This is a genomic window from Streptomyces sp. NPDC031379 (genome assembly GCF_055569615.1).
In genome coordinates this window covers 15264-35014 of sequence record NZ_JBVIIT010000007.1, presented here as the reverse complement: position 1 = coordinate 35014, position 19751 = coordinate 15264, and the positions used below count along the sequence as shown (strand labels likewise).

Sequence of the window (19751 nt, the reverse complement as noted above, 5' to 3'; positions counted from 1 at the left end):
GGCCCGGAACTTCGTTCGCCAATGTCCGGAACGCACGCCCGTTTTGGGGTGGGTGCGGTACTGCGGAACCGGAGGACGCGCAACGTGGCGCAGTCCACAGCGGGCTGTCGCGGATCTTGCTGTCGCGATGGCGGAACGGCCGGGACAATGCCACTGAATGGCTTTGTCGCCTTTTTTGGGCGGGTCGTTCGTGCCGCTGGGCACGGACGCTCGTTCTTCACTACGGGGCGGTCGGTGCGCCGTTCCGGGTGAGCTGGTCGTAGAAGCACTAACCGATGGGCGAGGGGTACGCATGACGGACACCGGCCAGATCCCGGGCGAGGGGCAGCCGGAGAGCGCAGGCATGGTGGAGCAGCCGGGCGTCTCCGCGCACGGTGCGTACACCTACCTCTCCGAGGCGCCCGCCGAGGACGAAGACCTGCTGCTGCCGGGTGCGCAGGGCGCGTGGGGCAACGAAGTGCCGCCCCCCGCCCCGGAACCGGTCGTCGAGGCCGTCCACGAGCCGGGCCCGCACGAGACGTCCGGCCGGGACAGCGGCTCGGTCGACCTCAGCGGCGTCCGGCTGCCCGACCCGGGCCCGGCGTCCGTGCCGCCGTCGCCCATCCTGTCGGCCCCGCACGACCCGGCGGCCGCCCCGCAGCCGCAGCGCCGCCCGCTGCACCTCGGCCCGCCGATCCCCGACGCCTCCGCGAGCCCGGTCCGCTCCCTCGCCGACCGCGGCCCCGCCGGAGCGCCGGTACGGCAGCCCGGTCTGCCGGCCACCGGCCCCGAGTACCTCGACGCGCAGCCCCTGCGTGACATGGCCCCGCAGAGCGCGGCCCCCTGGGGCGTGGCACCGGCCGACGCCGGTACCGCACCGGGCGCCGTGGCGCAGGTCGGCGCTCCGGCACCGGCTGCCGAAACGGTTGCCCCGGCCGCCGGTCCGGTGGTGGACGCCTTCGCCGAGCCCGTCGACCCGTCCGGTGCCGCCCAGGCCACCCTCGCCCGCCTGGCGACCCAGGCGGGCGCGCCGGCACCGGCCCAGGTGGTGCACGGCCACGACGGCGTACAGCCGGCGCACGGCCACGACGGGGTCTACACGACTCCGGTGGCGCAGGGAACCGAGGGGGCTCAGCAGGCGGCCGGGGACACGGCTGCCGGGCAGGGCGACCTGGTCGCGGCGGGTGGCCCGGCACCTGAGGGCACGCCGATGGCCGAGGTTCCGGCTCCGGCGGAGGCTGAGGCCGGGCAACCGGTCGAGGGTGCCGTGGCGGCCGCGGAGGGCCTCGGCGTCGACCCGGCGCCCGTTTCCGGCCAGGAGGCGGACACGGTCGGGCAGGGTCCCGTCCAGGATGCGGTGGACCGGCAGCCGCCGGGCGATGTCCCGGCGGACGGAACGCCGGACGGCGGACCGGTCACGGACATCGCTCAGCAGTCCGAGGTGACTATCGCTCAGCAGTACGAGGTGACTCCGGACGAGGCCCGTCCCGGCGAGGAGCCGGAGCAGGGCGCGAGCGTGCAGGAGGGCGCGGGCGGGGAGAACACCGACAGCACCGACACGACGCAGGTTCCTGCGGTCGCCGAGGAGGCCGCTCCGGGCCAGGACGCGACGGAGACCGACGTCACCGTTCCCGCCCAGGAGGGCGCGGACGTCGCACCCGCCCAGGTGGTGGCCGAGACCGCCGTTCTGTACCCGGCCGCTCCCGAGGCCGCCGCCCAGCCGCAGCCCGACCCGCACACCGCAGAGGTGGCGCAGGCTCAGCCCGGCACCCCGCAGGCCGAGTCCGCGGAAGCCGAGTCGGGCGTCACGGGGGCCCAGCCCACGGCCGCGGAAGCGGCTCAGCCCGCCGCGGCGGATGCGCAGCCGGTCGGGACTGAGGCCGTGCCGGCCGATGCTCAGGCGGCGCCCGGCGCAGAGGCGCAGCCCGACGAGACCCACGCCGTGCCTGCCGACGCTCGGACGGTGCCCGGCGTGGAGGTCCCGTCCGTCGCTGCTCAGGTGGCGCCCGTGACCGAGGCGCAGCCCGCCGACGCGCAGGCTGTCACCGCGGATGCTCAGGCCGCTCCCGCCGCCGAAGCCCAGCCCGCTGCCGAAGCCCAGCCCGCCGCCGCTCAGGCCGCGCCCGCCGCCCAAGCCGTGCAGGCGCCCGAGGCGGCAGAGGAACCCTCGTCCGCGGTGGCGCCAACGTTCGCGGAGGCGCCCGAACCGGCAGAGGCACCCGAGTCCGTCACCGCGGACGCCGTGCCGGCTCCGGCGGAAACCGAGGCCCCCGTGGCCCAGGACGCAGTACAGGACCCGGCCGCAGTACAGGACCCGGCCGCAGTACAGGACCCGGCCGCCGTACGGGACCCGGCCGCCCCCGAGGGCAACGGCACACCCGAGCCGCAGCTCCAGCAGGCTCAGAGCCCGCAGCCGGCCGAACCCGCCCCGCCCGCCGCCGAGTCCGTGCCCGGCGCGCCGCAGCCCCAGCCGTCGGTCCACCCGGAACCGCAGGCCCAGACCCGGCCCGAGCCCCCGGCCCAGGACGGCCCCCACCAGGTCGCCCCGGCCGCCGGTCCGGGCGTACCCGCGGGCCCGCAGGCCCAGCCCGCCGAGCCGGCCCCGGTGCCGGCCGGCACCGAGGCCGCGGCCGCGCACCCGGAGGCGGTGCCGGCCGGGCAGCCGGACTCCGGCGGTGCCGCCGAGGCGTTGTCCGCCGGCGTCCCGCCGGAGGCGCACCCGGAGCAGCCGCTCGGGCAGTTCGTGCCGGTGGACGGCCAGGTGCCGACCACCCCCCATCTCGCGCCGACCCCGCCGCATCCCCTCGTCCTGCCCACGGACGGCGCACCGGCCCCGCAGGGTCCCCAGGGCGCGCAGGACTCCGGTTCCCCGGAGCAGCCCGAGCCGGTGGCCACCGTGCCCGCGCCGCGCGAGGGCGAGCCGGCCGCGGTACCGGCCGCGCCGGACGCGGGGGATACCCCCGACGTCGTACAGCACGCGGAGGACCTGCAGACCAGGGCCGCCGACCAGGAGGAGAGCACGGCCGCAGTGGCAGAAGCACAGCAGTCCACCGGCCCGGCCGCGCCCGGCTACGCCGACGCCGAACGCGAGGCCGTTCTGAAGGTCATGCGCGAGCGCCGCGACATCCGCAACGGCTTCCGCAGCGACCCGATCCCGCACGAGGTGCTGCTGCGTGTCCTGGAGGCGGCCCACACGGCGCCCTCCGTGGGCCACTCGCAGCCCTGGGACTTCGTCGTCATCCGGTCCGCCGAGACCCGGCGCACCATGCACGAACTGGCGATGCGCCAGCGCGAGGCGTACGCCAAGTCGCTGCCCAAGGGCCGGGCGAAGCAGTTCAAGGAACTGAAGATCGAGGCCATCCTCGACACCCCGGTCAACATCGTCGTCACCGCCGACCCCACCCGCGGCGGCCGTCACACCCTCGGCCGTCACACCCAGCCGCAGATGGCGCCCTACTCCTCGGCGCTCGCGGTGGAGAACCTCTGGCTCGCCGCCCGCGCCGAAGGCCTCGGCGTCGGCTGGGTCAGCTTCTTCGACGAGCGGGAGATGGTCCGCACGCTCGGCCTGCCCGAGCACCTGGAGGTCGTCGCGTACCTGTGCGTCGGGTACGTCGACGAGTTCCCGGACGAGCCCGAGCTGATGCAGGCCGGCTGGTCCAAGCGGCGCCCCCTGTCCTGGGTGGTGCACGAGGAGACGTACGGCCGCCGCGCCCTGCCCGGAGAGGACCCCCACGACCTGCTTGCCGAGACCGTCGCACAGATCCGCCCGCTCGACGCCAAGGCGCTCGGCGAGGCATGGGAGCGCCAGAAGCGCATGACCAAGCCGGCCGGCGCGCTGGGCATGCTGGAGATCATCTCCGCGCAGCTGTCCGGGCTGTCCCGGCAGTGCCCGCCGCCGATCCCCGAGCCCGCCGCCGTCGCGATCTTCGCGGGCGACCACGGAGTGCACGCCCAGGGCGTCACCCCGTGGCCGCAGGAGGTCACCGCCCAGATGGTGGCCAACTTCCTCGGCGGAGGCGCGGTCTGCAACGCCTTCGCCAACCAGGTCGGCGCCGAGGTGTGCGTCGTGGACGTCGGTGTCGTCGCCGACCTGCCGGCCACGCCCGGTCTGCTGCCCCGCAAGATCCGCGGTGGCACGTCCGACATGACCACCGGCGCCGCGATGACCCGCGAGGAGGCCAAGGCGGCCATCGAGGTGGGCATCGAGACCGCCCGCGACCTGGTGGCGGCCGGCAACAAGGCGCTGCTCACCGGTGAGATGGGCATCGCCAACACCACCGCGTCCGCCGCCCTGATCTCCGTCTTCACCGGCGCCGACCCGGCCGAGGTGACCGGCCGCGGCACGGGCATCAACGACGAGACGCTGGCCCGCAAGACCGAGGTCGTCCGCCGGGCCCTGGAACTCCACCAGCCGGACCCGGCCGACCCCATCGGCGTCCTCGCCGCGATCGGTGGCTTCGAGCACGCGGCCATGGTCGGACTGCTCCTCGGCGGCGCCTCGCTGCGCACGCCGGTGATCCTGGACGGCGTGAGCGCCGGTGCCGCGGCCCTGGTCGCCCGCGCGATCGCCCCCGAGGTCCTCGCGGCCTGCATCGCGGGTCACCGCAGCGCCGAGCCCGGCCACGTGGCCGCCCTCAACAAGCTGGGTCTGCGCCCCCTGGTCGACCTCGACCTCCGCCTCGGCGAGGGCACGGGCGCGCTGCTCGCGCTGCCGTTGGTGCAGAGCACGGCGAGGGCGATGCACGAGGTGGCCACGTTCGATTCGGCGGGTGTCACCGAGAAGTAGGCGTGAGGAAAGGGGCGGTCCGGTGTCCAGCCGCCGGACCACCCGTGCCACCCGCCCTGCTCACCGCATAAAATCCGCACGTCAGGGCCGCTCCGAAGGTGCAGCGCGCCCACCGCACAGCTGCACGAGGAGCCGTCCCTCATGGCCGAACACCCCGCCTACCCCGTAGGCCTCCGCCTCTCCGGCCGTCGCGTGGTCGTCCTCGGCGGCGGTCAGGTGGCCCAGCGCCGCCTGCCGGCACTGATCGCGGCAGGCGCGGACATCGTCCTCGTGTCGCCGGAAGCCACCCCGTCCGTCGAGGCGATGGCGGACGCCGGTGAGATCACCTGGCAGCGGCGGCCGTACGCCGAAGGCGATCTCGCCGAGGCCTGGTACGCGCTCATCGCCACCAGCGACGCCGAGGCCAACGCGCAGGCCTCCGCCGAGGCCGAGCGGCACCGCGTCTGGTGCGTGCGCTCCGACGACGCCGACCGGGCGACCGCCTGGACGCCGGCGACCGGCCACAGCGAGGGCGTCACCGTCGCCGTGCTCACCACGGACGCGCGCGGCCGCGACCCCCGTCACACCGCCGCCATCCGGGACGCGGTCGTCGAGGGCCTGCGCGACGGCACCCTCGTCGCCCCGCACCACCGCACCCGTACCGCCGGCGTCGCCCTGGTCGGCGGCGGGCCCGGCGATCCGGACCTGATCACCGTCCGCGGCCGTCGGCTGCTCGCCGAGGCGGACGTCGTCATCGCCGACCGGCTCGGCCCCCGTGACCTGCTCGCCGAACTCCCGCCGCACGTCGAGGTCATCGACGCGGCGAAGATCCCGTACGGCCGTTACATGGCCCAGGAGGCCATCAACAACGCGCTGATCGAGCACGCCAAGCAGGGCAAGTCGGTGGTCCGGCTCAAGGGCGGGGACCCCTTCGTCTTCGGCCGCGGCATGGAGGAGGTCCAGGCGCTCGCCGAAGCCGGGATCGCGTGCACGGTGGTCCCCGGCATCTCCAGTTCGATCTCCGTGCCGGGCGCGGCGGGTATCCCGGTCACGCACCGGGGTGTCGCCCATGAGTTCACCGTGGTCAGCGGCCATGTCGCCCCCGACGACGAGCGCTCCCTGGTCGACTGGCCGTCGCTGGCGAAACTCACCGGTACGCTCGTGATCCTGATGGGCGTCGACAAGATCGGGAAGATCGCCGAGACGCTCGTCGCGCACGGGAGGTCTCCCGAGACCCCGGTTGCCCTGGTCCAGGAGGGCACCACGGCCGCGCAGCGCCGGGTGGACGCCACCCTCGCCACGGTCGCCGAGACCGTACGCGCCGAGGACGTGAAGCCCCCGGCGGTCATCGTCGTCGGCGAGGTCGTGAACGTCGGCCCGGAGCCGGTGGCTTGATCACGCGTAACCCGGGGTAACCCACCCGTTCCCAGCCGTTGGCAGCACACCCAGGACAAGGCAGTATCACCCTGTGGCCGATCTCATCACCGTCGAGGACCCCGACGACCCCCGCCTCTCCGACTACACGGGCCTGACCGACGTCGAGCTGCGCCGCAAGCGCGAGCCGGCCGAGGGCCTGTTCATCGCCGAGGGCGAGAAGGTCATCCGCAGGGCCAAGGAAGCGGGCTACGAGATGCGCTCCATGCTGCTCTCGGCCAAGTGGATCGACGTCATGCGTGACGTCATCGACGAGCTGCCGGCCCCGGTGTACGCCGTCAGCCCGGAACTCGCCGAGCGGGTCACCGGCTACCACGTCCACCGCGGCGCCCTCGCCTCCATGCAGCGCAAGCCGCTGCCGACGGCCGCCGATCTGCTCCGTTCCGCGCGCCGGGTCGTGGTCATGGAGTCGGTCAACGACCACACCAACATCGGCGCGATCTTCCGCTCGGCCGCGGCCCTCGGCATGGACGCGGTCCTGCTGTCGCCGGACTGCGCCGACCCCTTGTACCGGCGCAGCGTCAAGGTCTCCATGGGGGCGGTGTTCTCGGTGCCGTACGCGCGACTCGAGACCTGGCCGAAGGGGCTGGAGTCGGTCCGCGAGGCCGGCTTCACCCTCCTCGCGCTCACCCCGGACGAGAAGGCCCGCTCCCTGGACGAGGCCGCGCCGCAGAAGATGGACCGGCTGGCGCTCATGCTCGGTGCCGAGGGCGACGGACTGTCCACCCAGGCCCTGGTCGCCGCCGACGAATGGGTCCGCATCCCCATGTCCCACGGCGTCGACTCGCTCAACGTGGGCGCGGCGGCAGCGGTGGCCTTCTACGCGGTGGCCACCGGCCGTCCCGGGGCCTGATCCGCCCGCTCGGCGCTCACTCCCTTGAATCCCGGCCGAGCGTCTACACCTGCGGGTCGGACATCGGAAGGCCGGACACCTGCCGGTCGGACATCGACAGGTGGGACATCGGCAAGTGGGGCATCCGTCGGTCGGACATCGGCCGGCCGCTGTCCGGCGGTGTGAAGCCCGGCTGCGCGTGCCGCCGGCCCCCGCCGTCACCGCCGAGCCCGCGCGCCGGACCCTGGCAGCCCTGCGCCACCGCGATGCCGAGCGCCACGAGCAGCGTCACCACCACGAACACGAACAGCCGCTGCCGCAGCAGCCGCGGATTGGCCGGCCGCCGCCCGGTTCCCGTCGTCCGCTGCCCCGGCCGCCCGGACCCGCGCGGACCGGGCCGGCCCCCGCCGGCGGAACGCTGGGCACCGCCCCGCGGCACCGGGGTCGGGCGTGCCGTACCCGGCCGGGAGGCGACGCCCCCGCCGCTGCCGCCCCGTGAGGGCACCCCGCCTCGGGACGGCGTACCGCCACGGGAGGGGGTGCCACCGCGCGGCACCGGCGTGCCGGGGGAGGTGCGCCGCTGGGTGCGCTGCTGCTCGGGATAGGTGTCGACGAGCCGCCCGGTGGGCCGGTCCGCCTCTGCGGCGCGCGGCGCGGGCGGCCGCACGTCGGGCAGGCCCTGCGCCTCGCGGGCGGCGATCTCCTTGAGCCGCAGCGACAGCTGCAGCGTGCTGGGCCGGTCGTCGGGGGACTTGGCCAGGCAGGCCCGGACCAGCGGGGCGAGCGCGTCGGGCACGCCGAGCAGATGCGGCTCCTCGTGCACCACCCGGTACAGCATCACCTCGGAACTGCCGTGTCCGAAGGGCGAGTCGCCGGTCGAGGCGTACGCCAGCGTCGCGCCCAGCGAGAAGACGTCCGTCGCCGGGGTGACCGCCGCGCCGCGCACCTGCTCCGGGGCGAGGAAGCCGGGGGAGCCGACCGCGGTGCCCACATGGGTGAGCGTGGAGGCGCCGGTGGCCCAGGCGATACCGAAGTCGATGATCCGCGGGCCCTTGGGGGACAGCAGGATGTTGGACGGCTTCAGGTCCCGGTGGACGACACCGGCCTCGTGCACGGCGACCAGCCCTTCGGACAGGGCCGCGCCGACCGCCGCGGTGTCCGCCGCGCCGAGCGGTCCCTCGTCGGCGACCTTGTCGTGCAGGGACGGCCCGGGGACGTACTGGGTGGCGAACCAGGGCCGCTCGGCCTCCAGGTCCGCGGCGACCAGCCGGGCCGTGCACCCGCCCCGGATGCGCCGGGCCGCCGAGACCTCGCGCGCGAACCGGGACCGGAACTCCTGGTCCTCCGCGAGGTCGGGCCGGATCACCTTGAGCGCGACCCGCTGGCCTTTCTTGTCGGAGCCGAGATAGACCACGCCCATCCCGCCCGCGCCGAGCCGTCGGTGAAGCCTGAACGAGCCGATGACGCGCGGGTCCTCGCGCCTCAGGCGCATCATCGCCATGTTCATCCCCGCTGCCCGGTCCCTGTGACGTGGCACAGCTTACGTTTCCACGGCCGCCTGCGCGCAGAGGCCGCGCCCTCTCGGGCGGATGGATTGTGCGGGCCGGGCGCAGGAGGTGAAACACGGTCAGGATCCCGTGCGGGGCGCCGCCTTTGAGCCGCTGCCCTCCTCAACCGGACGACGGTAAAGGGTGGTTGGCCTCGCGGAGGGTCTGTGCAGGTCGAGGGCCACGTCCACCGCGCCGACGCCGCGAACGGCGATCGGGGTCGGGCGAGGAGTGGATCACCCACGGCGCTCGGCACCCCTCCCACCCCCGGCGGGAGTGATCGAAGTCACTCCCCATGGCCCGGTGGACGCTTCCGAAATGACGGGACACAGCGGGCACCCCCTCCGGGAACACCCCGAGACCTAGGACCACGTCTCCACCCAGGGGAGTAGACCGCAGGTCATGGCTCATCCTTCGGGAGGCCCGGCAATCGGTACGAGGGCATGACGCCCGCCGTCCGCCCCGCGCCTAGATTTGAGGTCAAGCGGCGGGTGCAGCACTCGTCCCCCGAGGTCAGACACCCGCCGCTGCCGAACCACAACAGAGACGGTCAGGAGAGGGACCATGGCCCACACGGCACCGCGACGCACAGCGTTTGCCCCCCGCCGGACGGGCCGTCGCCACCCCCTGGTGGCGACGATCATGGCCCTTCCCCTGGCGGCCCTGCTCCTGCTCGTCTTCGACGGCTGGGAGACGGTGGCCACACAGGCGTCGTCCGTGGGTGCGATGCTGGGGCGCTGAGCGGCGACCCCAGGCCCGGAAGAGCGGTCCGGGCGGGGACATCCATCCATGAAACCCCGTGGGGACGGGGGTGCGGCGGACGGCACAAATGCCGGCGCAGCTGGGGAGCTGCGCCGGCATTGAGCCGTTGTACGGCCGGCCGCGCAGCGGGCGGCAACCCCGCGGAACCGAACCCCGCCCGACAGCGCCCACGCCCCTCACCCAACCGGGGACCCTCGTGCCGCGGGGTGCTGCCCGATCGTCAGCGCTGGTCGCCTCTGGCTGAGGCAGCCGAATGCGCCTGGCTGCGGGCGGTCGTGCTGTTGGAGCGGTGGTCACCTGGCAGTGGTGGTCGTGTCTGGCTGCGGCGGCTGTGGTCGCCTGGCTGCGGGTGGTCGTGCTGGCCTGGTTGCGGGCGGTCGTGCCGCGGGGGTGGTGCCCGATGGTCAGTGCTGGTCGTCTCTGGCCGCGGCCGAGTTCGACTGGCTGCGGGCGGTCGTGCTGATCTGGCTGCGGCGGCTGTGGTCGCCTGGCCGGGGGTGGTCGTGCCGCGGCGGCGGTGCCCGATGGTCAGTGCCGGTCGTCTCTGGCAGCGGTAGCCGAGTTCGCCTGCTGTGGGCGGTCGTGCTGTCGGGGCGGTGCGTGCCCACCTGGCAGCGGTGTCGCGTCTCGCGGCAGCCGTCTCGCCTGGCCGCGGGCAGCCGTGCCGGCCGGGCCGCCGGCACGGCTGCCCGTCGCCGTCGCTGGGGCGGTGCTCGCTCGGCAGCGGTGGTCGCGCCCCGCGGCCGGGTGGGCAGGCCGCTGCCGGCCTCGGCGACGTGGCTCCGGGCAGCGGCGTATCCACATCGCGGGGGGTGCCGTTCCGCGCAAAGGCGGCACCCCACCGGCGCCGGACTCAACGGGCCCCGCTCGGGAGCCGACGGCGCGGGAGTGGCCGAGGCCGTCGCGGCCGGGGCCACCTCCGTCCATGTCCACCCGAAGACTCCGTGCGGCCACGGGCGAGCGGTTCCACCCCCGTCCGGCCCCGGCGCCGGGCATCACGCGCAGCCGGCACCCGCCCCCCGCGACCCGTGGCCCACCCGCGTACGCTCAGCCCGCGTCCCCGACCCCCCCGAGGCCTCCGTGAACCTCCTGCCCGCACTCACCGCACAGGTCAGAGCCGCCGCCCATCCAGAGGCCGGCGGAGCCACCTGCGCGTGCGGCACCCCCGCCCCGCTCGCGGACCGGCCCGACGCCACCGTCGTCCGTCACGCCGGCACCGTCGCGAAGGCGCACGACCCCGGCACCGATCCCGCCGAGCTGAGCCTCCGCCTGGCCACGGCCGCACGTCTCCCCGACATCCTCCTGGCCCCGCTCGTCCCCACCCCCACCCCGCTCCACGACCGCCTGGTGACCTTCTGGCCGTACGGCACCCCCGTCGACCCGGACGACCCGGACGCGGCCCCCTGGGAAGCCGTCGCCACCCTCCTGGCCCGACTCCACAACGCACCCCCTCTCCCCGCCGCGCCCCCGCGCCACGGCACCGCCGCTCTCCCCGGCGTCATCCCCGGCCACGGTGCCGCGTCGGCCCACGGGACGCCCCCGCACGCCCCCCTGCCACCCATGCGCGGCCCCGCCAAAGCCGCCCGTGCCGTCGGGCGACTGCGCGCCGCCCTGGGCAATACGCCCCACGCGGCCGCCCGCCCCGTACTCCGGGCCTGGGCCGCGCTTCCCGGCTGGGCCAGGGCGGAGGCGCCGATGCCCGGGCCGGCGGCCCTCTGCCACGGTGATCTGCATCTCGGCCAGCTCGTCCGGCACCCGGCGCCGCGCGGCTCCTGGCGGCTGATCGACGTGGACGACCTCGGGGTCGGCGTCCCGGCCTGGGATCTCGCCCGCCCCGCCGCCTGGTACGCCTGCGGCCTCCTCCCGCCCGACGAGTGGACCCGCTTCCTGACCGCCTACCAGCGGGCCGCCGGCCCGGCCGTACCCCCGGACGGCGATCCCTGGCCCGCGCTGGACGTGCCCGCCCGCGCCCTCACCGTGCAGACGGCCGCCCTGGCGATCACCAAGGCGCTCGCCGCGGACCGCCCGCTGGACGAGGTGGAGCAGGCCCTCGTCGACGCCTGTGCCCGAATGACGCCCCTCCCCCCTCAGTTGACGTCCGGATTCCCCGACTAGGCTGCAACCGCCCGGGGCCGGACGGAGTCTGTCCTGGGGAAACACGAAGCAGTACCGACCGGCGAGGAGTTGAGCCGACCATGCAGTGTCCGAAGTGCCATGCGCCGATGCACACCTACAACCGCAACGGCGTCCAGATCGAGCAGTGCAGCGGCTGTCGCGGCATCTTCCTCGACTACGGCGAGCTGGAGGCGCTGACCCGTCTGGAGTCCCAATGGTCCCAGCCGGCCCCGCCGCCCCCGGCCGCCCCGCAGGCGTACCCGGCTCCGGCCGCGCCGGCCTGGGGCGCCCCGCACGGCGGCGGCCACCAGGGAGGCCACTACGGCGGTCACCACCGGCACAAGAGCTTCGGCCACATGCTGTTCTCCAGCTGACCGCCGAGTCCACGAAGAAGCCCCCGGCCGTACGAGACGGCCGGGGACTTCTTGTCGTGTGGACGATACTGGGATTGAACCAGTGACCTCTTCCGTGTCAGGGAAGCGCTCTCCCGCTGAGCTAATCGTCCGCGGGCTGTGACCCGAGAGTCACAGTCTGTGCGCGATACTGGGATTGAACCAGTGACCTCTTCCGTGTCAGGGAAGCGCTCTCCCGCTGAGCTAATCGCGCGGGTAGGGATCTTCGAGAAGACCCTCGGACCTTCGAAGAAGATCCAGTGGACGATACTGGGATTGAACCAGTGACCTCTTCCGTGTCAGGGAAGCGCTCTCCCGCTGAGCTAATCGTCCTTGGAGGTGGAGACGGGATTTGAACCCGTGTAGACGGCTTTGCAGGCCGTTGCCTCGCCTCTCGGCCACTCCACCAGGAGTGTAGGGGATCGGGATGACCCCTTCTTCCTTCGAGCGGACGACGAGGCTCGAACTCGCGACCTCAACCTTGGCAAGGTTGCGCTCTACCAACTGAGCTACGTCCGCTTGTCGTTTCGGTCCGCTTCCGCGTCCCGGCGACGTGTTGAACTCTAGCGGATTCCCGGGCCAGTACAAAAACGCGTTTGCGCAGCGTGCTGCGCTGCGTCCGGCGGACCCGGTGGTCAGGGGCCCCACCGGGACATCCCCGGGCCACCTCCGGGACACCCGCCCTAGACTCGACCACGTGCTCCACCACCCATCCGTACCCCCTCCTCTGGCCCGCTTCGGCGACCGCGTCGCCACCGGCCTCCTCGACGTCACCGGCGATCCGGCCGCCCTGGACTCCACCGGCTTCTGGGCCGTCTGCGCGGACTTCGAGGGCCGGCTGACCTGCGCCCGTTTCGCCGACGTACGGGAGGAGCCGGTGCCCGCCCCGGTCCCGGGCGGCTGGCGGGGCCCGGCGGTGGGGGAGTGGACCTCCTCCCTGGACCGTGACGCGTACACGGCGGCCGTCCGCCGGATCCGCGAGCACATCGCGGCCGGCGAGGTCTACCAGGCCAACCTCTGCCGGGTGCTCAGTGCGCCCGTCGCCCCCGAGGCCGACGTGGACGCCCTCACCGCGCTGCTGGCCCGCGGGAACCCCGCGCCGTACGGAGGAACGATTCGCCTGCCGGAGCACGGCGTGGAGATCGCCACCGCCTCGCCCGAACTGTTCCTGCGCCGGGACGGGCGGATCGTGGAGTCGGGGCCCATCAAGGGGACCGGGCGCACCGAGGCGGACCTCCTGGAGAAGGACTACGCCGAGAACGTGATGATCGTGGACCTCGTCCGCAACGACATCGGGCGCGTCTGCGCGACCGGCAGCGTGACGGTCCCCGACCTGTGTGCCGTGGAGAAGCACCCCGGCCTGGTCCACCTGGTGTCGACGGTCCGGGGCGAGCTGCGGGCCGGGGCCGGGTGGCCCGAACTGCTCGCCGCCGCCTTCCCGCCCGGCTCGGTGACCGGCGCGCCGAAGTCGAGCGCCATGAGGATCATCGAGGCCCTGGAGACGGCCCCGCGCGGGCCGTACTGCGGCGGCATCGGCTGGGTGGACGCCGACCGGGGCACCGGCGAGCTGGCGGTGGGCATCCGCACCTTCTGGATCGACCGCGCCGACGGCGTCCTGCGCTTCGGCACCGGCGCCGGCATCACCTGGGGGTCCGACCCCGAGGGCGAGTGGCGGGAGACCGAGCTGAAGGCGTCCCGGCTGCTCGCGGTAGCGTCGGGAGCGTACGAGGAGAGCGGAAAGGCGTTCGCATGAGGATCTGGCTGGACGGTGGGCTGCGGGACCTGGATTCCGCCCACGTCTCCGTCTTCGACCACGGGCTGACGGTCGGCGACGGCATCTTCGAGACGGTGAAGGCGGTCGACGGCAGGCCCTTCGCGCTCACCCGCCATCTCGACCGGCTGACCCGCTCGGCCCGCGGCCTCGGGCTGCCCGACCCCGACCACGACGAGGTGCACCGCGCCTGCGCGGCCGTGCTGGAGGCCAATCCGATGCCGCTCGGCCGGCTGCGGATCACCTACACCGGCGGCCACGGCCCGCTCGGCTCCGACCGCGGCGAGCACGGCACCACCCTGTTCGTCGCCCTCGGCGAGACCGCCCGCCGCCCGGACTCCACCGCGGTGATCACCGTCCCCTGGACCCGGAACGAGCGCGGCGCTCTCACCGGCCTGAAGACCACCTCGTACGCCGAGAACGTCGTCGCCCTGGCCCGCGCCCATCAACACGGCGCCTCCGAGGCGCTGTTCGGCAACACGGTCGGACAGCTCTGCGAGGGCACCGGTTCGAACGTCTTCGTCGTCCTGGGCGGTGAGATCCACACCCCGCCGATCGCCTCCGGCTGCCTCCCCGGCATCACCCGCGCCCTGGCCGTCGAGTGGACGGGCGCCAAGGAGACGGACCTTCCGCTGGACGTCCTGCAGCGGGCCGACGAGGTCTTCCTGACCTCCACCCTCCGGGATGTGCAGGCGGTGCACCGGGTCGACGACCGGGAACTGGCCGGCACGCCGGGCCCCGTGACCGCCAAGGCGATGCGGATCTTCGACGAGCACGCGGGGCGGGACCTCGACCCCTGAGCCGACGAAGGGGGCGGCACCGGCGAACGGGCTGCCGTGAGCCGGCCAACGCGCTGTCCTGAGCCCGAAAAACGGGCTGACGGGGCGGGCCGCTGTGGGTAGAACACCTGTGATGACCACGACCCTGCGGCCGACCGAGCCGCTCCGGCACCACCCCGACGGGACCCGCTCCCGCCGCTATCAGGTGTGCGTGAACAGCCGTCCCGTCGGCGAGATCCGCCTCGGCACCTCGCCGACCCTCGGCGATTCCGTGGCCCGCGTCCTCGAGCTGCGGATCGACGAGCCCGACCGGCGGCGCGGCCGGGGCACGGTGGCCGCGCTCGCCGCCGAGGAGGTGGCGCGCGGCTGGGGCTGCAGGCAGATCGAGACACTCGTGCCCGCCGCGGCGGACGGCGCCCTGCGGCTGTTCGGCGCCCTCGGCTACACCCTGCGCAACCGCGGCATGGAGAAGCCCCTCGGCGCCACCCCGCCCGAGCTGCCGCCGGGCAGCCACGCGCGGCCCATGACCGAGGCCGAGTTCGCCGCCTGGCACGCGCAGGAGGGCGAGCGGTACGCGCGGCAGTGGATCGAGCGGGGCGTCCCCGAAGCCGCGGCCCGCGCCAAGGCGCACGAGGACCACGAGCGACTGCTGCCGCGCGGGCTCGCCACCGACGGCATGGTCTTCAGCGTCCTGGAGCACGAGGGGGCCCGCGTGGGCACCTTGTGGGTGGCCCTGGAGGCCGCCAAGGCCTACGTGTTCGACGTCGAGACCGACACGGCCCAGCGCGGCCGCGGACACGGCCGTACGCTCATGCTGCTGGCGGAACGCCAGGCGATCGAGGCCGGACTGCCGGTCCTCGGCCTCAACGTGTTCGCGGGCAACGCCCCGGCGGAGCGGCTGTACGCGTCACTCGGCTACGAGACGACGACCCACTCCCTCGCCAAGCCCCTGCTCTAGGACACCCGCTCCGGGCCTGCTCCAGGACATCCGTTCCGAGTCCCGGCTCCGCGCTCCGGGACGTCCGGCCCCCGCTCCGGGACGCGCCGCCGGCTCAGGCCTCCTGTTCGGCCAGCAGCCGGTCGGCGATCTCCTCGATCCGCTCGCGCAGCCCTTCCTGGCTCTTGCCGCCGTCGAGGCGCTCACCGCCGATGACGTACGTCGGGGTGCCGGTCACGCCGATGGCCTTGCCCTCGGCCTGGTCGGCGTCGACGATCAGGATGTGCCGGCCGTCGATCAGCGCGGTGTCGAACTCCTCCGCGTCCAGACCGAGTTCACGGGCCACGTCGACCAGGAAGGGTTCCCCCGCACGGTCCAGCTCCGCCACCCGCTCCAGCACGGCCTCCACGTACGGCCAGCCCTTGCCCTGCTCCAGCGCTTCCTCGGCGGCCTGGGCGGCGGCGAAGGCGTGCTTGTGCTTCTCCAGCGGGAAGTGCCGCAGGCGCAGTTCCAGCCGGTCGCCGTAGCGGGCGCGCAGGGCGCGGACGTCGTCCAGGGCGGTGCGGCAGTCGGGGCACTGCAGTTCGCACCAGACGTCGAGGACGAGGGCATCGGTGCGTGCGGGGGAGGAGTCGCTCATGCGCCCCAGTCTTCCAGGCCGGGCCCGGGCGACCCAATCGGGAGGCCGCGGCGCCGCAGGCCAGGGCGGCTTCCCCGGGGGCACCGGTGGCTCCCGGCGCACCGGCACTCCAGGACGAGGAGACCCGGAGATGTCCCTGATGTCCGCCGGGAGCATGGCATCACGCGGACCGGGCGGTGCAGGATGGAAGGGACGAAGCGCACCTCGCCCACGCCGGTGCGTCCTCCCTCGTCCCCGCCAGCCGACCGAGCCCGCCCAGGAGGACCGGATGATTGCCGAGACCGTCTGTTCCGCCGTGTCCGCTGCGGGCCTGGGCATCGCGGTGGTCACGGCCTACCGCAGGCGTTTCCTGCAGGCGGCCCGTATCGCGGCCTACTCCCTCGTGCCGGTCGGCCTGGTGATGACCGGTGTCGTCGGCTGGCTCGCCGACACCGCGTTCAGCCCCACCGCCTGGGCGGGGTTCGGGGTGCTGGGCGCGGCCTGGCTGCTGTTCGCCGCCACCCGGGCCGTGGAGCGCCGACGCGGCGGCGCCGGGTCCGAGCGCAAGGCGGCCAAGGGAGCGGGGCGCCAGGCGGTGGCGCCGGCGGCCTCGGCACCTTCCCTGGGTCAGGGATCCCGGCCCGCGGCACGACCGGCGGCGGCACCCCGGGCCGCCGACTCCGCCGACGACTTCAGCGACATCGAGGCCATCCTCAAGAAGCACGGCATATGACAGTCACATCACTCACTGAAACGACACAGTGAGTCCCGGGACGTCCGGAATCGTTCACCAGCCGAACGAGAGATCACGGTAATCGGCGAACTCCCGCAAGATCCTTGTGGTTGATCGCGCCTTGTCGGTCGCCTGGTCCATCATCGGCCGCGAGATGCTGGACACGAGACAGAGCGAGGCCGCGCCGCCGAAGGACGAGCCGCGCGGGTGCCTCTTCGCCCTTTCCCAGCCACCGCTGATGATCTTCCTTGCGGTGATCGGGTGTCTGCTCCTCATGGCTGCGCTGCACGATCTGCTGTTGCTGTGAGCCGTACGCGTCCGTCCCGGCGCCACCCGCCGGGGCCGACGTCGCCGCAGGCACGGGAGCGGTGAGCGGCCAGGTCCCGGCGCGGCGGTGTCAGCCCGTCGCTTCCTTGCGCCGGGCCCGGTAGGCGGCGACGTGCAGCCGGTTCCCGCAGGTGCGGCTGTCGCAGTAGCGGCGCGAGCGGTTGCGGGAGAGATCGACGAAGGCGCGCCGGCAGTCCGGTGCCTCGCAGCGCCGCAGCCGCTCCTGCTCCCCGGCCACCACGAAGAAGGCCAGCGCCATCCCGCAGTCGGCGGCGAGATGGTCGGCCACGGAGGCGCCGGGCGCGAAGTAGTGCACATGCCAGTCGTAGCCGTCGTGGTCCGTCAGGCGCGGGGTGGTGCCCGCCGCGGCGACCAGCTCATTGATCATCCCGGCGGCGGACCGGGCGTCCGGGGCCGCGAAGATCCCCGCGAACCTGCCCCGGACCTTGCGCACCGCCGAGAGGTCGAGTTCGGACAGCACTCCGACATCGCTCATGTCGTGCCTTCGCACGAAGTCGGCGAGAGCCGCGACATCCAGCAGTCCGTCCGCCGCCGCGTCGTCCTCCGGCGCGGAGTTCACCAGATCCACCACCGTGTCGAGGGCGCACCGGGTGTCGTGGGTGATCAGCACGTTTTGCTCCCTGGCCTGAGGGTCGGGCGGGCGCCCGCCGATGCTGGCCGATGGTAGCGACAACCGCGCCCACCGCACCGGCCCGAGCCCGACCGCGATTGCCGGTAGAACGCCTCCGTGTGCCAAGGGGTTCCCGATCACGCGGGCGCGGGGCCGCGAAATCGCCGCCCGCACGGGCCGCGCCGCCCGCGCACAGGCCGACGCCGCCCCGCGAACACTCACGGTGACGGCGCCGGCCCGTGCCGTATGCGGTTGTCTTGGCCCGAGCCGTCTCCCCGAGTGGACGGCGCCGGGCTGCTCGGAAGGACCTCGACCTAGCTCTCCGCCAAGATGTGCGAGAGCTCCTGATCCAGGTCGAAGTGCCGGTGCTCCGTGCCGGGCGGCACGGCGGCGTCGGTTCGCTTCAGGAAGGACTCCAGGGCCCGCGCCGGGGCCTCCAGCAGGGCCTCTCCCTCCGGGGAGCTGAGGGCGATGCACACGACGCCCTGACCATGACTGCGGGATGGCCAGACGCGGACGTCGCCGGTGCCGGTGGGCCGGTGAAGCCCCTCGGCGAGGAGGTCACGGGCGAACACCCACTCGACGGTCTCCTCGGCTCCGGTGTGGAAGGTGGCGTGCACGGCGTAGGGGTCGGCCGTGTCGTACCGCAGGCCTGCGGGGACAGGCAGGGAGGACTCGCTCGACACAACGAGGCGCAGGTGCAGCTCGCAGCTGACCGTGGTGTTCATAAGCGCCAGGGCCTTTCGCTCAGTGTGCGCTCGGGGATTCGCACGTCGGCGAAATCGACATGCCACCTACGGTGCCGTTGTAAACCCCTCTGAGGGTTTTGCGTGTGTTTACGTAACTCTTCCGGCCGAGAACTCGTACCAGACCTACGGCCATTCCGGTGACCGGATTCACTCCGGTAGGGTTTGTATGTATGAATACGGGGAGTGACCAGCGGGGCGAGATCGCGGTGGCAGCGGACGAGGTCGTGGCGGCGGACGAGACGGGCGAGAGTGAGGCGGACGGGCGAGTGGGCGAGGACGACGCCGAGCGCGGGCTCGGCTCCCGCGCGCCGGAATTCATCAAGGCCCGCCGGGCCCTGCACCTGAGCTGGCAGGTCGGCGTCTTCGTGGTCGGCCTGGCGGTCGTCGCCGTCGGCATCGTCATGCTGCCGCTGCCGGGACCCGGCTGGGTGGTGATCTTCGGCGGCATGGCGATCTGGGCGACCGAGTTCGTCTGGGCCCAGCTCGTGCTCCGCTGGACGAAGCGCAAGGTCACCGAGGCGGCCCACCGGGCCCTGGACCCCAGGGTGCGCCGGCGCAACATCACCCTCACCGTGATCGGCCTGGTGATCGTGGGGACGCTGGTCGGGATCTACCTGTGGAAGTTCGGCCTCGTGATGCCGTGGAAGATCAAGGACCAGTGATCCGCGCCGGGGGGCCGGCCGCCCGGCGGGCCCGGCCCCTGGTCGGAGGCACCCCCTGACATGGGGTAATGTTCTTCCTGCGCCCGGGCGATTAGCTCAGTGGGAGAGCGCTTCGTTCACACCGAAGAGGTCACTGGTTCGAACCCAGTATCGCCCACCCGGACCGACGGCCCATCTGCGACAGCAGGTGGGCCGTCGGCGTATGCGCGGCCCGTCACCACAGGCCCGCGACCCTGCACCCGGCAACGGCGACGCCGCGTCTCTCAGGGGGCCGACTGTCGGCTGCCTACGAGGGCGGCGGCCGAGACACCCGACCGGCCGGCCGCCGACCCGAGGGCACGCACACGAGGCGCGCCGACCGGCGAGCGGCCCCCGACCACGCGTCCCCCGACCACGCGTCCCCGGGCCGTGCCTCCGCCGGTCGTCCGTCCCCGGGCCGTCCGCTGCCGGGCCGAGCGGTCCCCGAACCGTGTGTCCGTGCGCTGTCCGCTCCCGGGCTGTCTGCCCCTCGACCGTCCGCCCTCTGGCCGTCTGTCCCCGGGCCGTCGGTTCCCGGGCCGTCTGTCCGCGCGCCGTCCGCTCGGGGGCCGTCTGCCCCTCCAGCGTTCCCCTTCCGGCCGTCTGTCCTCAGGCCGTCCCGCTCCTGGGCCGTCTGTCCTCAGATCCTCCCGCCCCTGGGCTGTCTGTCCTCAGGTCGTCCCGTTCCCGGGCCGTCTG

General features: G+C 73.9%; 15 protein-coding genes and 6 tRNA genes. 12 read left to right on the top strand and 9 right to left on the bottom strand.

Annotated features, from left to right (window positions below):
• Nucleotides 1-292: 292 nt before the first annotated feature.
• The 3 genes from cobT (at nt 293) to ACZ5CW_RS11955 (ending at nt 7031) form a co-directional block, all read left to right on the top strand.
• The gene (gene cobT, locus ACZ5CW_RS11965; RefSeq protein WP_468600180.1) at nt 293-4765 is read left to right on the top strand and encodes a nicotinate-nucleotide--dimethylbenzimidazole phosphoribosyltransferase; all 4473 of its coding nucleotides are present in this window, start codon (nt 293-295) and stop codon (nt 4763-4765) included.
• A gap of 141 nt (nt 4766-4906) precedes the next feature.
• Complete coding sequence (cobA, locus tag ACZ5CW_RS11960) at nt 4907-6139, top strand: uroporphyrinogen-III C-methyltransferase (protein WP_468600179.1); 1233 nt, start codon at nt 4907-4909, stop codon at nt 6137-6139.
• Nucleotides 6140-6212: 73 nt separating this feature from the next.
• The gene (locus ACZ5CW_RS11955; RefSeq protein ID WP_468600178.1) at nt 6213-7031 is read left to right on the top strand and encodes a TrmH family RNA methyltransferase; all 819 of its coding nucleotides are present in this window, start codon (nt 6213-6215) and stop codon (nt 7029-7031) included.
• 43 nt (nt 7032-7074) lie between these two features.
• On the opposite strand, the gene ACZ5CW_RS11950 is transcribed toward ACZ5CW_RS11955, so the two are convergent.
• Nucleotides 7075-8517, bottom strand: coding sequence for a serine/threonine-protein kinase (locus ACZ5CW_RS11950; RefSeq protein ID WP_468600177.1), 1443 nt, complete (start codon nt 8515-8517; stop codon nt 7075-7077).
• A 1882-nt stretch (nt 8518-10399) separates the two neighbouring features.
• Here ACZ5CW_RS11950 and ACZ5CW_RS11945 point away from each other — a divergent pair.
• Nucleotides 10400-11434 (top strand): phosphotransferase, encoded by a 1035-nt coding sequence (locus ACZ5CW_RS11945; protein ID WP_468600176.1) that lies wholly within the window; start codon nt 10400-10402, stop codon nt 11432-11434.
• 80 nt (nt 11435-11514) lie between these two features.
• Nucleotides 11515-11808 carry a TFIIB-type zinc ribbon-containing protein gene (locus ACZ5CW_RS11940; protein WP_468600175.1) on the top strand — a complete coding sequence of 98 codons (294 nt, stop codon included), beginning with the start codon at nt 11515-11517 and terminating at the stop codon, nt 11806-11808.
• 59 nt (nt 11809-11867) lie between these two features.
• Here ACZ5CW_RS11940 and ACZ5CW_RS11935 read toward each other — a convergent pair.
• The 5 genes from ACZ5CW_RS11935 to ACZ5CW_RS11915 all read right to left on the bottom strand — a co-directional run bounded on the left by ACZ5CW_RS11935 (nt 11868) and on the right by ACZ5CW_RS11915 (nt 12345).
• Nucleotides 11868-11939, bottom strand: a tRNA-Val gene (locus ACZ5CW_RS11935).
• 29 nt (nt 11940-11968) lie between these two features.
• Nucleotides 11969-12040: transfer RNA gene (locus tag ACZ5CW_RS11930), tRNA-Val, on the bottom strand.
• Nucleotides 12041-12087: 47 nt separating this feature from the next.
• Nucleotides 12088-12159 (bottom strand) — tRNA-Val (locus ACZ5CW_RS11925).
• Between the two features lies 1 nt (nt 12160).
• Nucleotides 12161-12234, bottom strand: a tRNA-Cys gene (locus tag ACZ5CW_RS11920).
• A gap of 38 nt (nt 12235-12272) precedes the next feature.
• Nucleotides 12273-12345 (bottom strand) — tRNA-Gly (locus ACZ5CW_RS11915).
• Between the two features lie 178 nt (nt 12346-12523).
• Between ACZ5CW_RS11915 and ACZ5CW_RS11910 the strand changes: the two genes are divergently transcribed.
• The 3 genes from ACZ5CW_RS11910 (at nt 12524) to ACZ5CW_RS11900 (ending at nt 15334) form a co-directional block, all read left to right on the top strand.
• Entirely contained in the window at nt 12524-13579 is a 1056-nt protein-coding gene (locus ACZ5CW_RS11910) for a chorismate-binding protein (protein WP_468600174.1), read from the top strand.
• On the top strand, nt 13576-14397 hold the full coding sequence (locus ACZ5CW_RS11905; RefSeq protein WP_468600173.1) for an aminotransferase class IV: 822 nt from the start codon (nt 13576-13578) through the stop codon (nt 14395-14397). Before ACZ5CW_RS11910 ends, ACZ5CW_RS11905 begins: the two co-directional genes overlap by 4 nt.
• A 112-nt stretch (nt 14398-14509) precedes the next feature.
• Nucleotides 14510-15334 carry a GNAT family N-acetyltransferase gene (locus ACZ5CW_RS11900; protein ID WP_468600172.1) on the top strand — a complete coding sequence of 275 codons (825 nt, stop codon included), beginning with the start codon at nt 14510-14512 and terminating at the stop codon, nt 15332-15334.
• A 94-nt stretch (nt 15335-15428) separates the two neighbouring features.
• Here ACZ5CW_RS11900 and ACZ5CW_RS11895 read toward each other — a convergent pair whose 3' ends face one another.
• The gene (locus ACZ5CW_RS11895) at nt 15429-15953 is read right to left on the bottom strand and encodes a DsbA family protein (RefSeq protein WP_468600171.1); all 525 of its coding nucleotides are present in this window, start codon (nt 15951-15953) and stop codon (nt 15429-15431) included.
• A gap of 268 nt (nt 15954-16221) precedes the next feature.
• Between ACZ5CW_RS11895 and ACZ5CW_RS11890 the strand changes: the two genes are divergently transcribed.
• Nucleotides 16222-16665 (top strand): hypothetical protein, encoded by a 444-nt coding sequence (locus tag ACZ5CW_RS11890; RefSeq protein WP_468600170.1) that lies wholly within the window; start codon nt 16222-16224, stop codon nt 16663-16665.
• Between the two features lie 154 nt (nt 16666-16819).
• Nucleotides 16820-16972 carry a hypothetical protein gene (locus tag ACZ5CW_RS11885; RefSeq protein WP_165289388.1) on the top strand — a complete coding sequence of 51 codons (153 nt, stop codon included), beginning with the start codon at nt 16820-16822 and terminating at the stop codon, nt 16970-16972.
• Nucleotides 16973-17062: 90 nt separating this feature from the next.
• Here the strand turns inward: ACZ5CW_RS11885 and ACZ5CW_RS11880 are convergent, their stop codons facing one another.
• Nucleotides 17063-17623 carry a CGNR zinc finger domain-containing protein gene (locus ACZ5CW_RS11880; protein ID WP_468600169.1) on the bottom strand — a complete coding sequence of 187 codons (561 nt, stop codon included), beginning with the start codon at nt 17621-17623 and terminating at the stop codon, nt 17063-17065.
• Nucleotides 17624-17937: 314 nt separating this feature from the next.
• Entirely contained in the window at nt 17938-18351 is a 414-nt protein-coding gene (locus ACZ5CW_RS11875) for an SsgA family sporulation/cell division regulator (protein ID WP_004002642.1), read from the bottom strand.
• Nucleotides 18352-18542: 191 nt separating this feature from the next.
• Here ACZ5CW_RS11875 and ACZ5CW_RS11870 point away from each other — a divergent pair, with 191 nt between their 5' ends.
• Both ACZ5CW_RS11870 and ACZ5CW_RS11865 read left to right on the top strand, forming a co-directional pair.
• The gene (locus tag ACZ5CW_RS11870; protein ID WP_468600168.1) at nt 18543-19034 is read left to right on the top strand and encodes a TIGR02611 family protein; all 492 of its coding nucleotides are present in this window, start codon (nt 18543-18545) and stop codon (nt 19032-19034) included.
• An 85-nt stretch (nt 19035-19119) separates the two neighbouring features.
• Nucleotides 19120-19191 (top strand) — tRNA-Val (locus tag ACZ5CW_RS11865).
• The last annotated feature ends 560 nt before the right edge of the window (nt 19192-19751 follow it).

What these genes read in the sequence shown, in the direction of transcription:
- ACZ5CW_RS11900 (WP_468600172.1), top strand. Translation starts at nt 14,510, where the DNA reads ATGACCACGACCCTGCGGCCGACCGAGCCGCTCCGGCACCACCCCGAC.
- ACZ5CW_RS11950 (WP_468600177.1), bottom strand. Translation starts at nt 8,517, where the DNA reads ATGAACATGGCGATGATGCGCCTGAGGCGCGAGGACCCGCGCGTCATC.
- ACZ5CW_RS11875 (WP_004002642.1), bottom strand. Translation starts at nt 18,351, where the DNA reads ATGAACACCACGGTCAGCTGCGAGCTGCACCTGCGCCTCGTTGTGTCG.
- ACZ5CW_RS11895 (WP_468600171.1), bottom strand. Translation starts at nt 15,953, where the DNA reads ATGAGCGACTCCTCCCCCGCACGCACCGATGCCCTCGTCCTCGACGTC.
- cobT (WP_468600180.1), top strand. Translation starts at nt 293, where the DNA reads ATGACGGACACCGGCCAGATCCCGGGCGAGGGGCAGCCGGAGAGCGCA.
- ACZ5CW_RS11870 (WP_468600168.1), top strand. Translation starts at nt 18,543, where the DNA reads ATGAATACGGGGAGTGACCAGCGGGGCGAGATCGCGGTGGCAGCGGAC.
- cobA (WP_468600179.1), top strand. Translation starts at nt 4,907, where the DNA reads ATGGCCGAACACCCCGCCTACCCCGTAGGCCTCCGCCTCTCCGGCCGT.
- ACZ5CW_RS11940 (WP_468600175.1), top strand. Translation starts at nt 11,515, where the DNA reads ATGCAGTGTCCGAAGTGCCATGCGCCGATGCACACCTACAACCGCAAC.
- ACZ5CW_RS11890 (WP_468600170.1), top strand. Translation starts at nt 16,222, where the DNA reads ATGATTGCCGAGACCGTCTGTTCCGCCGTGTCCGCTGCGGGCCTGGGC.
- ACZ5CW_RS11885 (WP_165289388.1), top strand. Translation starts at nt 16,820, where the DNA reads ATGCTGGACACGAGACAGAGCGAGGCCGCGCCGCCGAAGGACGAGCCG.
- ACZ5CW_RS11905 (WP_468600173.1), top strand. Translation starts at nt 13,576, where the DNA reads ATGAGGATCTGGCTGGACGGTGGGCTGCGGGACCTGGATTCCGCCCAC.